General features: G+C 69.7%; 14 protein-coding genes and 1 other RNA gene. 3 read left to right on the top strand and 12 right to left on the bottom strand.

Translation table 11 applies throughout. The annotated features are described in order from the left end of the window. Positions 1-7 precede the first annotated feature (7 nt). The 4 genes from ffs to NBV68_RS01605 form a co-directional block, all read right to left on the bottom strand. Positions 8-102, bottom strand: an RNA gene (gene ffs / locus NBV68_RS01620) — signal recognition particle sRNA small type. A 35-nt stretch (positions 103-137) separates the two neighbouring features. Then, positions 138-416 (bottom strand): ETC complex I subunit, encoded by a 279-nt coding sequence (locus tag NBV68_RS01615; protein ID WP_296306662.1) that lies wholly within the window; start codon positions 414-416, stop codon positions 138-140. Between the two features lie 15 nt (positions 417-431). Then, positions 432-2,867, bottom strand: coding sequence for an ATP-dependent helicase HrpB (hrpB, locus tag NBV68_RS01610; RefSeq protein ID WP_296306661.1), 2,436 nt, complete (start codon positions 2,865-2,867; stop codon positions 432-434). A gap of 19 nt (positions 2,868-2,886) precedes the next feature. Next, positions 2,887-3,897: a polyprenyl synthetase family protein gene (locus NBV68_RS01605; RefSeq protein ID WP_296306658.1), complete on the bottom strand. Its 1,011-nt coding sequence runs from the start codon at positions 3,895-3,897 to the stop codon at positions 2,887-2,889. 69 nt (positions 3,898-3,966) lie between these two features. Between NBV68_RS01605 and NBV68_RS01600 the strand changes: the two genes are divergently transcribed. Further along, the gene (locus NBV68_RS01600) at positions 3,967-4,275 is read left to right on the top strand and encodes a chorismate mutase (RefSeq protein WP_296306688.1); all 309 of its coding nucleotides are present in this window, start codon (positions 3,967-3,969) and stop codon (positions 4,273-4,275) included. A gap of 6 nt (positions 4,276-4,281) precedes the next feature. On the opposite strand, the gene NBV68_RS01595 is transcribed toward NBV68_RS01600, so the two are convergent. From NBV68_RS01595 to NBV68_RS01560, 8 genes are all read right to left on the bottom strand, one after another. Next, complete coding sequence (locus NBV68_RS01595; protein WP_296306656.1) at positions 4,282-4,659, bottom strand: hypothetical protein; 378 nt, start codon at positions 4,657-4,659, stop codon at positions 4,282-4,284. A 194-nt stretch (positions 4,660-4,853) separates the two neighbouring features. Beyond that, positions 4,854-5,411 carry a hypothetical protein gene (locus tag NBV68_RS01590; protein WP_296306655.1) on the bottom strand — a complete coding sequence of 186 codons (558 nt, stop codon included), beginning with the start codon at positions 5,409-5,411 and terminating at the stop codon, positions 4,854-4,856. 121 nt (positions 5,412-5,532) lie between these two features. Further along, complete coding sequence (locus NBV68_RS01585) at positions 5,533-6,456, bottom strand: hypothetical protein (RefSeq protein WP_296306653.1); 924 nt, start codon at positions 6,454-6,456, stop codon at positions 5,533-5,535. Continuing rightward, positions 6,453-7,070: a sigma-70 family RNA polymerase sigma factor gene (locus NBV68_RS01580; protein ID WP_296306651.1), complete on the bottom strand. Its 618-nt coding sequence runs from the start codon at positions 7,068-7,070 to the stop codon at positions 6,453-6,455. Before NBV68_RS01580 ends, NBV68_RS01585 begins: the two co-directional genes overlap by 4 nt. Positions 7,071-7,146: 76 nt before the next feature. After that, positions 7,147-8,484, bottom strand: coding sequence for a HAMP domain-containing sensor histidine kinase (locus tag NBV68_RS01575; RefSeq protein WP_296306686.1), 1,338 nt, complete (start codon positions 8,482-8,484; stop codon positions 7,147-7,149). A gap of 118 nt (positions 8,485-8,602) precedes the next feature. After that, positions 8,603-9,280: a response regulator transcription factor gene (locus NBV68_RS01570; RefSeq protein WP_073976149.1), complete on the bottom strand. Its 678-nt coding sequence runs from the start codon at positions 9,278-9,280 to the stop codon at positions 8,603-8,605. Positions 9,281-9,400: 120 nt separating this feature from the next. Then, on the bottom strand, positions 9,401-9,712 hold the full coding sequence (locus NBV68_RS01565) for a PepSY domain-containing protein (RefSeq protein WP_296306647.1): 312 nt from the start codon (positions 9,710-9,712) through the stop codon (positions 9,401-9,403). A gap of 47 nt (positions 9,713-9,759) precedes the next feature. After that, entirely contained in the window at positions 9,760-10,491 is a 732-nt protein-coding gene (locus NBV68_RS01560) for an SIMPL domain-containing protein (RefSeq protein WP_296306645.1), read from the bottom strand. Positions 10,492-10,605: 114 nt separating this feature from the next. Between NBV68_RS01560 and NBV68_RS01555 the strand changes: the two genes are divergently transcribed. Further along, positions 10,606-12,441 carry an ABC-F family ATP-binding cassette domain-containing protein gene (locus NBV68_RS01555; RefSeq protein ID WP_296306643.1) on the top strand — a complete coding sequence of 612 codons (1,836 nt, stop codon included), beginning with the start codon at positions 10,606-10,608 and terminating at the stop codon, positions 12,439-12,441. Then, the gene (locus tag NBV68_RS01550) at positions 12,438-13,040 is read left to right on the top strand and encodes a uracil-DNA glycosylase family protein (RefSeq protein WP_296306641.1); all 603 of its coding nucleotides are present in this window, start codon (positions 12,438-12,440) and stop codon (positions 13,038-13,040) included. Before NBV68_RS01555 ends, NBV68_RS01550 begins: the two co-directional genes overlap by 4 nt. The last annotated feature ends 5 nt before the right edge of the window (positions 13,041-13,045 follow it).

Here is a 13,045-nt window from a genome sequence, read left to right as displayed (position 1 = left end):
CGTGGGTGAAAAAGGAGCCGGGCGACCCGCCGCAATCCACCTGTGCTGCTTCCTTCCGGACCTGACACGGTGAGCGGACGCAAACGTCCACCCGACTCCCGGTTGGGCATATGGCGTCGGCGAACCGAAACGTCAACTCAGCGAAAATTATCCGCGTAGGCCTGGAGCTTGAGCCGCTTGGGAGGCGTGGCCAGCACACGCGCGGGAATGCCGTATTTCTCGGCATAGGCGCGCGCGGCGTCCTTGTCGGGGAAGGTCAGGCGCACCTGCGACTGGGTGTCGGCGCTGCCCGTCCAGCCCATCAGGGGATCGGCGAAGCGGGCTTCCGACTGCTCGAACTCGAGCACCCACTCATCGATGTGGGCCTTGCCGGACTGCATGGCGTGCTTGGGCTTCTGATAGATGCGTGCGCTCATAGGGTGGCCCTTAACTCACGAATCGCTGCGGTTGAAGGCGTTTTTGGTCTTCATGCTCGGGCGTTCGAGCCATGGCTGATCGGGCCAGCGGTGCTTGGGATAGCGACCCTTCATGTCCTTGACCACATCGCGCCAGCTACCGCGCCAGAAGCCGGGCAGGTCGCGGGTCGATTGCACCGGGCGCCCGCCGGGGCTGGTGAGTTTGAGGAGCAGCGGCGTCGCCCCGATCATCGGCTGCACGTCGAGCCCGAAAACCCCCTGCACCCGCACCTCCACACTGGGAGCATCGTCGCCCGCATAATCGATGGGGTGCCGGGTGTCGGCAGGCGAGGTGAAGTGGGTGGGCGCGGCGCGGTCGAGCGCTTGCCGTCCGTTCCAGTCGAGCAGGCCCAGCGCGGCGTCCGCAAAGCGGTGCGGCGGCAGGTCTAGATCGCGGCGGCCGGCGAGCAGCGGGGCGAGCCAGTCGGCGGCGCGCGCACTCAGGGCCTCGGGCGAAACCGCCTCGACCCCGGCAAAGCGGGCGCGGGCGAGGAAGCCGGCGGGCAGAAGTTCCCCCAGCTTCTCCAGCGCCTTCTCCACAAGTATATCCACAAGCAGCGCGGGATCGGGCAAGGCTTCGGGCGCGCTCGCCAGAATGATCGCGCCAAGGCGGCGCTCGCGCCGTGCCTCGACGCGGTTCTTCTCGTTGTTCCAGCGGGTTGTGACGCGCTCCTGAAGCTCGCTCGCAAACAGTGCGGGGATGCGTTCGGGGGCTATCTCGGCGCCTGCGGTGATGCGCGCCCCCTTGGCTTGGCCCTGCGCGTCGCCGACCACGATCCACTCGGCGCGGGCCAATGGCGAGGCCGGGTCGAGGATGTAGCCCCTGCCCCCGGCGCTCAGCCAATGCTCGCCGCTGGCATCCCGGCGGCGCGCGACGAAATCCGGTCGGGCGAGTGCGATGGCTTCGGCCGCATCCGTGGCGGGGCTCTCGCCGATCACGCTGGCGAGCTTGCCCCCCTGCCCCGCCCAGCCCCGCGCAATGCCTGCCGCAGCGACAGCACGCGGCGCGCGGTCGCCGCGCCAGCGGGCGAGGCGCTGCATCAGGTCCTCGCCGCGCCCGCCCAGCCCACGCTCCTGGAGCAGCATGACCAGCCGCGCCGCATCCTCGCCCACGCCCGCCGCCGCGCCATGGAGCACGGCTGCGGCCTGATCGGGCGCCATCGGCAGGCTCGCGATCGCTTGCCCGAGCGCGGTGATCCGCCCGGCCCCGTCAATCGCGCCCAAACCCTCCAGCGCGCGCCTTGCCGCGGCCACCGAGGAGTCGGGCGGCGCATCGAGCCACGCCAGCGCAGCCGGGTCCGCCGTGCCCCACTTCGCCAGCCGCAGCAGCAGCGGGGCAAGGTCGGCCTGCATGATCTCGGCCGGCGCGAAAGGCGGGAGCCCGGCATGCGCGGCCTCCTCCCACAAGCGATAGGCCACCCCCGGCCCCTGCCGCGCCGCGCGCCCCGCGCGCTGCTCCGCCGAGGCTTGGCTGGCGCGGCGGGTGACGAGGTGCGTGGTGCCCGCTGCGCGGTCGAACTCCGCGAGGCGCGCAAGGCCGGAATCGACCACCACGCTCACCCCATCGAGCGTCAGCGAGGTCTCGGCAATCGCGGTCGCCAGCACGATCCGGCGGCGGCCCTCGGGGTCGCGGCGGATCGCGGCGCGCTGGGCGGCGGGCTCGATCTGGCCGTGGAGCGGATGGATCGGCGTGCCCGCAAGGCGCGGTTCCAGCCGCTCGCGGACCCGCTCGATCTCGCGCACGCCGGGGAGGAAGGCGAGGATGTCGCCCGCATCCTCGCGCCATGCGGTCATCACGGCGGCCGCCACCCGATCTTCGATGCCTTGCGAGGCGTCACCGCCAAGCCATTTGATCGCAAGCGGAAAACTGCGCCCCTCGCTCTCGATGATCGCGGCATCCTCGCCCAGCAACCGGGCAAATCGCGCGCCGTCGATGGTCGCCGACATCACCAGCACCCTGAGATCTTCGCGCAGCACCGCGCGGGTCTCGAGCGCCAGCGCCAGACCCAGATCGCTGTCGAGCGCGCGTTCATGCGCCTCGTCGAACAGCAGCGCGGATACACCGGGCAGCTCGGGATCGTCGACCAGCCGGTTCACGAGAATGGCTTCGGTCACCACCAGAATGCGGGTTCGGCCTGAAACCTTGCTGTCGAGCCGGGTCATGTAGCCGATGGTCTCGCCCGGCTTCTCCCCCAGCATTTCTGCCATGCGCTCGGCCGCGGCGCGGGCGGCGACACGGCGGGGGGAGGTCATGATGATCTGGCCGCTGCACCATGCCTCGCCCAGCAGGGCCAGCGCGACTGCTGTGGTCTTGCCCGCCCCTGGCGGCGCGATGAGCACAGCAGCGCCCGCCACGCCAAGCGCGGCGCGGATCTGCGCGAGGACGGCCGTGATGGGAAGGTCGGGGGTCATCGCCCCGCCGATAGCTGGCTCAGTGCCCGCGCGCGACCGCGAATTGCGCAGCTTCCGCCATGGCGGCCCGGGCCTTGCCATCGGGGAAGATCGAGATCGCATCGATCGCCCGGTGCGCGAAGTGGCGCGCGCGCTCGCGGGTGTCTTCGAGCGCGTTGTGCTTGCCGATCAGCCCGATCGCGTGAGCAAGGTCCGCGTCGGACGAGCGGTGGCCGATGATAGCGTCCTTCCAGAACTTGCGCTCATCCTCCCCGCCGCGGGCATAGGCGAGGATCACCGGCAGGGTCATCTTGCCCTCACGGAAATCGTCGCCCTGATCCTTGCCCATTTCGGCGGCGTCGGAATCGTAGTCGATCGCGTCATCGACCAGCTGGAAGGCGACGCCGAGGTTGCGGCCATAGGCCTCGAGCGCGCGCTCCTGCTCCTCCGAGCACTCGGCCACCACCGCGCTGATCTGGCTGGCGGCAGCGAACAGCGCAGCGGTCTTGGCGCCGATGATGTGGAGGTATTGTTCTTCGCTGGTGTTGATCTGGCGCTGGGCGGAAAGCTGCGAGACCTCGCCTTCCGCGATCACCGCACTGGCGCGGCTGAGGATCGAGAGGACGCGCAAGGATCCGTCCTCGGTCATCAGTTCGAAGGCCCGACTGAACAGGAAGTCGCCCACCAGCACGGTCGCGGGATTGCCGAAGATGATATTGGCCGCAGCCTTCCCGCGCCGCAGCTCGCTGCCGTCGACCACGTCATCGTGCAGCAGCGTAGCGGTGTGGATGAACTCGACCGCAGCGGCAAGCTTGTGGTGGCGCGTGCCCTGGTAGCCGACCAGCTCCGCGCCTGCGAGCGTCAGCATCGGCCGCAGCCGCTTGCCGCCGCCCGAGATCAGGTGCCCGGCCAGCCGCGGGATCAGCGGGATCTCGCTCTGCATCCGGTCGAGGATCACCGCGTTCACGGAATTCATGCCGCCGGCCGTCAGCGACAGCATCGGATCCAGCGTCGGTGCCTTGCGCGGCATGGGAATGATGTCGGCACTCATGCTGCCTTGGCTCCTAGGGCGGCCCCAGCGTGCTTGGCAAGCGCAGAATTGCTGCTAGTTTCGCGCGCGATGGCGCATGATCCGCAACACCCAACCGAGCCCGATCCGATTCTGGCAGGCTTCCGCAAGAGCATCGACAATATCGATGCGGCGATCATCCACATGCTGGCCGAGCGGTTCCGGATCACGCAAGCCGTGGGCGAGTACAAGGCGAAAGCCACCCTCCCCCCCGCCGATCCCGAGCGCGAGGCGCGCCAGATCGCGCGGCTGAGGAAGCTGTCGGAGGAGGCCGATCTCGACCCCGAGTTCTCCGAGAAGTTCCTGCGCTTCATCATCGACGAGGTGATCCGCCACCACGAACGCGCAGCAGCGGGCTGAGGCGGTTCACGGCGCCGGCGTTGGCGCGGCTATCGGTGGCGGAGGCGGAAGCGGCGGCGGGATCGCCGGTTGCTGGCGCAGCGCTTCAAGCAGTTCGGCACGCTCGCGCAGCAGGCGGCGCTGGGCGCGGGTGAGGCGCGGCCCCTCGGCGAGCGGCACCCCGATGGCATTGCCCCGCCCCTTCCGCGTGAGCGGCACGCCAAGACAGGTCGCATCACCAGCCCGCGCGGTGGTCTCGCATTGCGGGCCGATCCCGTCCGGGTCGAGGGCCGCCGGGGCATAGGGGTTGTGGAACACCGTGCGCTCGGCCTCGAGCGAATCCGCGGCGCATCCGGTGAGCAGCAACGGGGCGAGGATCAGGACGGTGCGGGGGCCTCGGTTCACGTCATCGCCTCCAGACAAGCGCTACGCGAATTCAGTCGCTTGGAGGGCTTGAACCGGCGGTGAACCGGGCGTGCAAAAAAGGGGCACGCCGCCGCTTGTCCGGCCGGCGTGCCCCAGAACGCGCGCTCCTTTGCAAGAACAACGGGCAGGCGAGCGGGGCCACGCCGCCTGCCGGAGCGGCGCAATCGTGATCTTCAGCCGCGCGGGCGGCGAGCGCGCGGCGGGCGCGAGACGCCCTGGGCGCGGGTCTTGTTGACGGTGGTGCTGACCTGGCCATTGCCGCGAGTGGTGACGCGGTCGCGCGCGGCGATGGTCTCGCCCGCGCCGTTGGTGACGCTCTGGCTCGCCTGCGAATTGCCCTGGCCGTCACGGCTGCGGCTGCCCCCAAGCCCGTAGGTCTGGCCGCCGCGACCGGTGGCGCTGCCGGTGAAGGTCGAGCCCCCTTCGGTGCGCACGCGCTCGCCCTCGAGGCTGCGGGTGCCGCCGTTCGGGCCGGTCTGGACGACGCCGATGGTCGAGCCGGTCTCGGTGCGCTGGCGCACGGCGCTGCTGGTGGCGGTCTTGCCGGTGCTGACGTTGGTCACCGCGCGGTCGCGGGTGGCGGTGCCGGTTTCGGGGTTGACGGTGGTGGTCTTGGTCGCGGTGGCGTTGGGACCATCATAGGTCTTGGTGCGGCTCTTCTCCTGCGCGGCAAGAGGCGCGGCAAGCGCAATTGCGGCGAGCGAGGCGATCATCATCGGGGTCTTGAACATCGTCACATTCCTCCATGCCTTCAAGGCGTTGATCTGTCCCGGCGGCGGCAAGCTGAGGCGCTGCCGGTGACAAGACTTCAACGCCGCAGCCGCAAATGCCCTTCGCGGCCGCCGGAGAATTTCATTCGGAAGGCGGCGGGGTGTCCTGTGCCGGGACATCAGCAGGCTCGGGCGCAGGTGGCTGGGGCAACCGCGCCGCGCGGCGGGCACGCAGCTCGTCGGCGAGCGCGCGGCGCTCCTCGGGCGACAGCTCGCGCCACGCCTTGGCGCGCTCGCCGGGGGGCAGGTCGCGCAGGCCGCGGAACCGCTCGCGCGCCTCGGGGCTGACCGGCTTGCGGCCGGTCATGTCCTCGCGGGTCAGCGCCTCGCCGTTCTCGACCTTGCGCTGCATCGCCTCGCGCCGTGCGGCGGCGGCGGCATCGGCGCGCTGTTCGCGGGCCGTGACCGCCTGTTCGATCCGGGCGCGCAGCCGCGCCTCTTCCTCGGGCGCAGGCACAGGGAGCCCTGCGGCGCGGCGGCGCTCGATCTCGGACTTGATGCGCTGGTCGATGATCGCGCGACGCTCCTCGCGGCGGCCTGCGCGCACCTGATCGACGCGGCGGAAGGTCTCCTGCAATTCCTCGGGCGTGTCGATCGGGCCGTCGATGACTACGGCTGCGGAGGTGGGAGCAGGCGCGGGCGCGGCGACGACCGGCTCGGGCGCGGCCGCGGCCGGCGCGCTGCCGGTGAGGCTGGCCCACACTTTGTTGGCCGAGGGCACGGGGATGGCGAGCTGCTCGAGCAGGCCCGTCGCCGCCGCCGCACTCGCGAGCGCGCCGAAGCTGGCGACGCCGATGGCGATGCGCTGGCCTATCCGCCAGCGGCGGCTGCGCACAGGGCGGCGCAGGTCGGGGAGCGGAGCGGGGCGTGCTTCGGCAGCGGCGAGCACCCGCTCGGCAAAGCCTGCGGGAAGATCGGGCGCACCGTAGCCGTCCAGCACACGCGCGAGCGGGCTGCCGGGGGCAATGGGGCCGGTGCCCCTGTTGGCTTGTTCGTTCACGCTCATGGCGCATCTCCTTGCGCCGTCAGGGCCTGCCGCAGCGCCGTCCGGGCACGGTGGAGCAGGCTTTCGAAGGCCTTGATGTTCATATCCATCGCTTCGGCCGCCTCAGCATTGGGCAGCTCCTCGTAATAGGTCAGCACGATCGCGGCGCGCTGGCGTTCGGGCAGGCCGAGCACCAGCGAGCGCGCCAGATTGTCGCGCTCACCCGCCTCGATCACTGCATCGGCCAGCGGGGCGCCGTCCTCCTCCTCGGGCACCTCGCCTCCCGACAGGCGCCGGGCGCGGCGCAGGCGGTCGATGGCGAGGTTGGTCGCCACCCGCTGGAGCCAGCCGCCTAGCCTGAGCCGCGCCGCCGCCTGGCTGCCGACAGGATGCTTGGCCGCGATGGCGGGCGCATTGTCCCACAGTCGCAGCATCGCCTCCTGCACGATGTCCTCGGCCTCGTGCGCGTCGCCGGTCATCCGATAGGCGACTCGGTGGAGCGCCGCGCCGTGCCGCGCGATCATCTCCCGCAAGGCTTGCGGCTCGCGCGCCGCCACCCGAGCCGCCCACGCCGCATCATCGCCCGGCGGCGGGGCGAGCATGGTCGCGGGAGCTGGCTCGGTCGCAGTGTTCATAGGTTCGCAAATGGCCTGTTTGCGGCGGTGTCTTCGCCCCTATAACGCTGGCGCTGAAAAAACCCTTCGCGCAGGCTCAATCGGCGCGCGGCAGACGCAGTTCGACCAGCAGCCCGCCGAGATCTTCGCTCTCCCCGAGCATAACGCTGCCGCCGTAGATCTCCGCCACATCGCGCACGATCGCAAGGCCGAGGCCGGTGCCGGGCTTGCCGGTGTCGAGCCGGACGCCGCGATCGAAGATGCGGATGCGCTCGGCCTCGGGAATGCCCGTGCCGTCATCCTCGACCCAGATGAGGCACATCTTCGGGTCGCGCTCGGCCTCGTCGGGGTCGATGGTGACGAACACGGAGCCGCCGCCATACTTCGCCGCGTTCTCGATCAGGTTGCCGAGCAGTTCGTCGAGGTCCTGCCGTTCGAGCGAGACCAGCGCCTCCCGGTCGCCCGCAATGTCCAGCCGCCCCTCGGGATAGAGCCTTTCGACCGCGCGGCGCACGGCCTCGGCGCTCGCCATCACATTGGTGCGCGCATGCCCAACCGCGCGGCGGCCGACGGCGCGGGCGCGGGCGAGGTGGTGGTCGACATGGCGCTGCATCGTCCGGGTCTCGCGCATCACCGCATCGCCGAGGTCGGGCGCGCGCGCGGTCGCAGCATTGGTGAGCACGGTGAGCGGGGTCTTCAATGCATGTGCCAGATTGCCCGCGTGCCGCCGCGCTTCCTCGGCCTGCCGCTCGGAATGTTCGAGCAGCGCGTTCAGCTCCTCGACCAGCGGCTGCACTTCCAGTGGGAGGGGATCGGTGATGCGGTTCGCGCCGGTGGTGCGCAGGTTCTGAATCGCCGCGCGCACGCGTCGCAAGGGCGAGAGGCCGTAGCGGATCTGGAGCAGCGCCATGACAAGCAGGCCGAGGCCGAGCACCGCAAAGCTCCAGATCAGGATCAGCCGCACGCGCCCGATCTGCGTGTCCATCTGCTCGGTGGCGCTGGCAACCGCGAAGGTCCAGCGCGTCTCGCTTCCGGGGAGGATCACAGTGCGCTCGGCAATCCGCAGCGGCTCGCCGGCGAACTGGTCGGAATTGTATATGTGCACCTCGCTGTCGAAGTGCGCGCCCTTCCCCTCGGCCCCGTGGAGCTTCAGCGTCCGGTCCCACAGGCTGCGCGAGGGCCAGGGTTCGAAATTGCCGCCCGAGATCTGCCAATAGAGCCCGCTGCCGGGCTCGAGGAAGCGCTGGTCGCCCAGCGTGCGGTAGAACCACACCTCCCCGCTGGCATCGATCTCGGCCGAGGCGATCATCGCGGTGAGCTGGTAATCGAGCTGTTCGTCGAAATTGGCCTCGACCTGCGAGGTCAGGGTGCGTTCGAGCGCGAGGCCGCCGCCCAGCAGGAGCACGAAGATCCACCCCGCCGCGATCAGCCCCATGCGCCGGGCGAGGCTGGCGCGCGGCTTGGAAACGGCGGGTGCCGGGGCGGCCTCGTGCACGTCCTTCGCCCCGCCCGCAGGCAAGGTCACGGAGGCATCGCCGCCGCCGGCCGGCGCCTCAGGCGCGCGGCTGGTCGGCGGGGTCGTCGAGGCTGTAACCGAGGCCACGGATGGTGGTTATCACGTCTGCGCCGAGCTTCTTGCGGATGCGGGTGACGAAGACTTCGATGGTGTTCGAATCCCGGTCGAAGTCCTGATCGTAGATGTGTTCGATCAGTTCGGTGCGGCTCACCACCTTGCCCTTGTGGTGCATGAGGTAGCTCAGCAGCTTGTATTCCTGCGCGGTCAGCTTGACCGGCTCGCCTGCGAGCGTCACCCGGCCCGAGCGGGTATCGAGCCGCACGTCACCGGCGGTGAGTTCAGAGGAAGTATTGCCGCTCGCGCGGCGGATCAGCGCGCGCAGGCGGGCGATCAGTTCCTCGGTCTGGAACGGCTTGGCGAGGTAATCGTCGGCGCCCGCATCGAGGCCTGCGACCTTGTCGCTCCATGAATCGCGCGCGGTCAGCACCAGCACCGGGAAGGCCCGGCCCTCGCGCCGCCACATGCCGAGCACGGTCAGCCCGTCGATCTCGGGCAGGCCAAGGTCAAGCACCACCGCATCGTAATCCTCGGTCGAGCCCATGAAGTGCCCGTCCTCGCCATCGACCGAGAGGTCTACGGCATAGCCCTGCCCCTCCAGCGTCGCCTTCAACTGTGCGCCAAGGGTCGGTTCGTCTTCGACGATCAGAATGCGCATGGGTCCCCGGTTTCCTGATTGATGTCCGCTGGGTTCGTGCGCTTTTGGGCCGCAGGCGTCAAGCAAGGCGCTTGCGCCCTTCGGGCCGCTTTCCCCCGCTCAGTGCCCATCAGCCCGCCGTCAGCGCGAACGGCCGATGATGCGCCCGGTGCGGGCGTCGACATCGACATAGGTGACGCGGCCATCCTTGATGAACTTGAGGCGATAGGCGCGCGCGGTCGAATCGTAGGCAAAGCCGAGATATTCGGCATCGCGCATCTGGGGCAGGATCTTCGCCTCGATCTCGCCGGAACGCATGATGTTGCCTGCCTGCGCCTCGCGCCGCGCCTCGCCCTGCTCGCCGCGCAGCTTGTCCGGCTCCGCAGACGCGGGCGCACCCGCCAGCGTGGCGGCGGCAAGCGAGGCAAGGAGGATGGCGGAGCGAAGGTTCATGACAGGATTGTGCCTAGCAGATGTCCATTGAACAAGCCGTGAATGGCTTAACCGGTTCCGGCGGCGGATTTGCCGACCAATTCGTAGGTGATCGTCACGTTGACCCCGGTCGAGACCCGACCGGGCTGGATCGGGGTGGAGGTCGCCTCGAGTGCCACCGTCTTGGCGGCCGCGTAGAGCGGCACGCTGCCCTCGATGCTCTCCGCAACGGCAAGCACCCGGATGTCCGCATAGCCGAGCATCGCCGCATAGGCCCGCGCCTGCGCCGCGCCGCGCGCGACGGCGGCCTTGCGGGCCTGCTCCTTGATGGCGGTGTCGTCGGCGATGGTGAAACTCGGTCCGCCGATGTCGGTCGCGCCCGCTTCGACCAGCGCATCGAGCACGCGGCCGGTATCGTCGATCTTGCGCAGGATGACGCTCACCCGGTTGCTGGCCTGATAGCCGCGGAAGACCGGCCCGCTGTCCTGATAGTCATATTGCGGGCCGAGCGCGATGCCAGCGGTCTGGATGTCCTTCTCGGCGATCCCGAGCGCCTTGATGCGGGCGATCACCTTGGTCATCTCGGCCGCGTTCTGGCGCATCGCCTCGCTGGCCGAGGGCGCGGTGGTGGTGACGCCCGCGCCGATCGTGACCTGATCGGGCGAGGCATCGATGCTCTCGTAGATGCTGAGTTCGACCACCGGCCCCGTGGGCGCAAGATTGACCTGCGGCGCGGCGAAAGCGGCAGCGGGCAGCATCAGCGCCGAGGCGGCAGCGAACAGGGTGGCAGGCTTCAACATATGCAATTCCTCCGATTAGCCGCGCCTTTGGAACGCCTCGCCTTTCGCGAGACTGAACCACGCGGGATACGCAGGCTTGCCGCTTGGCCGCGCAGTCCCTAGGTGCGGCGCACCATGGCACAGCCTCCCATCTTCTCGCTCGAAGGCGTGGCCTTGCAGCAGGGCGGCCGCTGGCTGTTCGGCGGGCCGACCCCGACCAGCGGCGCGGCGCCGATCGACCTGCATGTGCTGCCCGGTGACCGGCTGGCGCTGATCGGGCGCAATGGCGCGGGCAAGACCACGCTTCTGCGCCTCGTCACAGGGCGGCTCGAGCCCGACAGGGGCCAGCGCCGCGTCAAGCCGGGCACGCGCATCGTGTCGCTCGAGCAGGACCCCGACTTTGCACCACATGCGACGTTGATGGACTTTGCCATCGGCGGCGAGGATCCGCCTGAGCGACACGAGGTCGAGGCCATCGCCGGCCAGCTCGGCATCGACATGAGCCGCCCGGCCGCCACCGCCAGCGGCGGCGAGAAGCGCCGCGCCGCGATCGCCCGCGCGCTGGCGCAGGACCCCGACCTGCTCCTCCTCGACGAGCCGACCAACCACCTCGATCTTGCCGCCATCGAGTGGCTCGAGGACTGGCTCTCGCGCTACCGCGGTGCCTTCATCACCATCAGCCACGACCGCACCTTCCTCACCCGCCTGACTCGCGCGACCCTGTGGCTCGACCGCGGGACGATGCGGCGCAAGGAGGTCGGCTTCGGCGGCTACGAGGCGTGGGAGGAGACCGTCTACGCCGAGGAGGCACGCAACGCGGATCGCCTTGATGCGAAACTGAAAATCGAGGCGCACTGGCTCGAGCGCGGGGTGACCGCAAGGCGCAAGCGCAACCAGGGGCGGCTCGAGAAGCTTCACCAGATGCGCGCCGTCAGGGCGGCGATGATCTCGGGCGCGGGCACTGCCAAGCTGAAACTGGCGAGCGACGATGACTTCAAGTCGAAGTCGGTGATCGTCGCCGAAAATATTTCAAAGACTTACGGGGAGCGCGCGGTCATCAAGCCCTTCAGCTTGCGCATCCAGAACGGCGACCGCATCGGAATCGTCGGGTCGAACGGCGCAGGCAAGACCACGCTGTTGAAATTGCTCACCAAAGAGATCGAGAGCGACACCGGTTCCGTCACCCACGCGCGCACCTTGTCGGGGGTGATGATCGACCAGCAGAGGACACTCCTCGCACCGGGCGCGACGGTCCGCCAGGTCTTGGCCGAGGGCGGCGACTGGATCGACGTTCGGGGGGTGCGCAAGCATGTCATGGCCTATCTCAAGGACTTCCTGTTCGATCCCGGCCTCGTCGACACCAAGATCGGCATCCTCTCGGGCGGAGAGCGCTCGCGCCTCCTGCTCGCCCGCGAGTTCGCGCGCACCGCCAACCTGCTGGTGCTCGACGAGCCGACCAACGACCTCGATCTTGAAACCCTTGATCTTCTTCAGGAAGTCATCGCCGATTTCGACGGCACCGTGCTGATCGTCAGCCACGATCGCGACTTCCTCGACCGCACCGTCACCGTCACCTTGGGGCTCGACGGGTCGGGCAAGGTGGACATTGTCGCAGGCGGTTACGCCGACTGGGAAGCCAAGCGACGGCCCGCGCACAAGCCCGGCAAGACCGCGCAACCACCTGCGCACGACCGTGCAACGACTGCTCAACAACCGGCCGCCACCGCCCGGCCCGCCGCCGCGCCGAAACTGTCCTACAAGGACCAGCGCGACTACGAGATCCTGCCCGCCCGGATCGCCGAACTCGACGCCGCGATCGCCAAGGGTGAGGCGCTGCTCTCGGACCCCGCGCTCTACACCACCGACCCCGCCCGCTTCGCCGCCATCTCGCAAGGCATCGCCAATGCGCGGGCCGAGAAGGACGCGGCCGAAGAGCGCTGGCTCACCCTCGCCGAGCTGGTCGAGGGATGAGCGCACCCGCAGAGGGGGCACAGGACAGCATCGACGACCTCAAGGCCGCCATCAACGCCTGCACCCTGTGCGCGGCGCACCTGCCCTTGGGCCCGCGCCCGATCACCCGCTTCTCGGCGACCGCGCGCATCCTCATCATCGGCCAGGCACCCGGCACCAAGGTGCACCTCTCGGGCGTGCCATGGGACGACGACAGCGGCGACCGGCTGCGCGGCTGGCTCGGGATCGACAAGCCCACCTTCTACGACGAGGCAAGGCTCGCGCAGATGCCGATGGGCTTCTGCTACCCCGGCAAGGCGGCGGGCGGCGATGCCCCGCCGCGCCGCGAGTGTGCGCCGCAGTGGCATGACGCCGTCCTCAGCCACCTGCCTGAGGACCGGCTAACCCTGCTCGTCGGCACCCATGCGCAGGCCCGCTATCTGCCCGAGACCAAGGGCTGGCCCATGACCCAGCGCGTGCGCGCCTTCGGACAGTTCGGCAATCGGGTCGCGCTCCCCCACCCCGCCTGGCGGTCGCGCCTGTGGATGGCCAAGAACCCGTGGTTCGAGGCCGAGGTGCTGCCCCCCTTGCGCGCGGCGGTTGCCGCCCGCCTCACCTGATCCGC

Source organism: Erythrobacter sp. (assembly GCF_023653175.1).
Classification (GTDB): Bacteria; Pseudomonadota; Alphaproteobacteria; order Sphingomonadales; family Sphingomonadaceae; genus Erythrobacter.
Note: the sequence above shows the minus strand (reverse complement) of the source record. Positions and strands in the feature narration are given on the sequence as shown.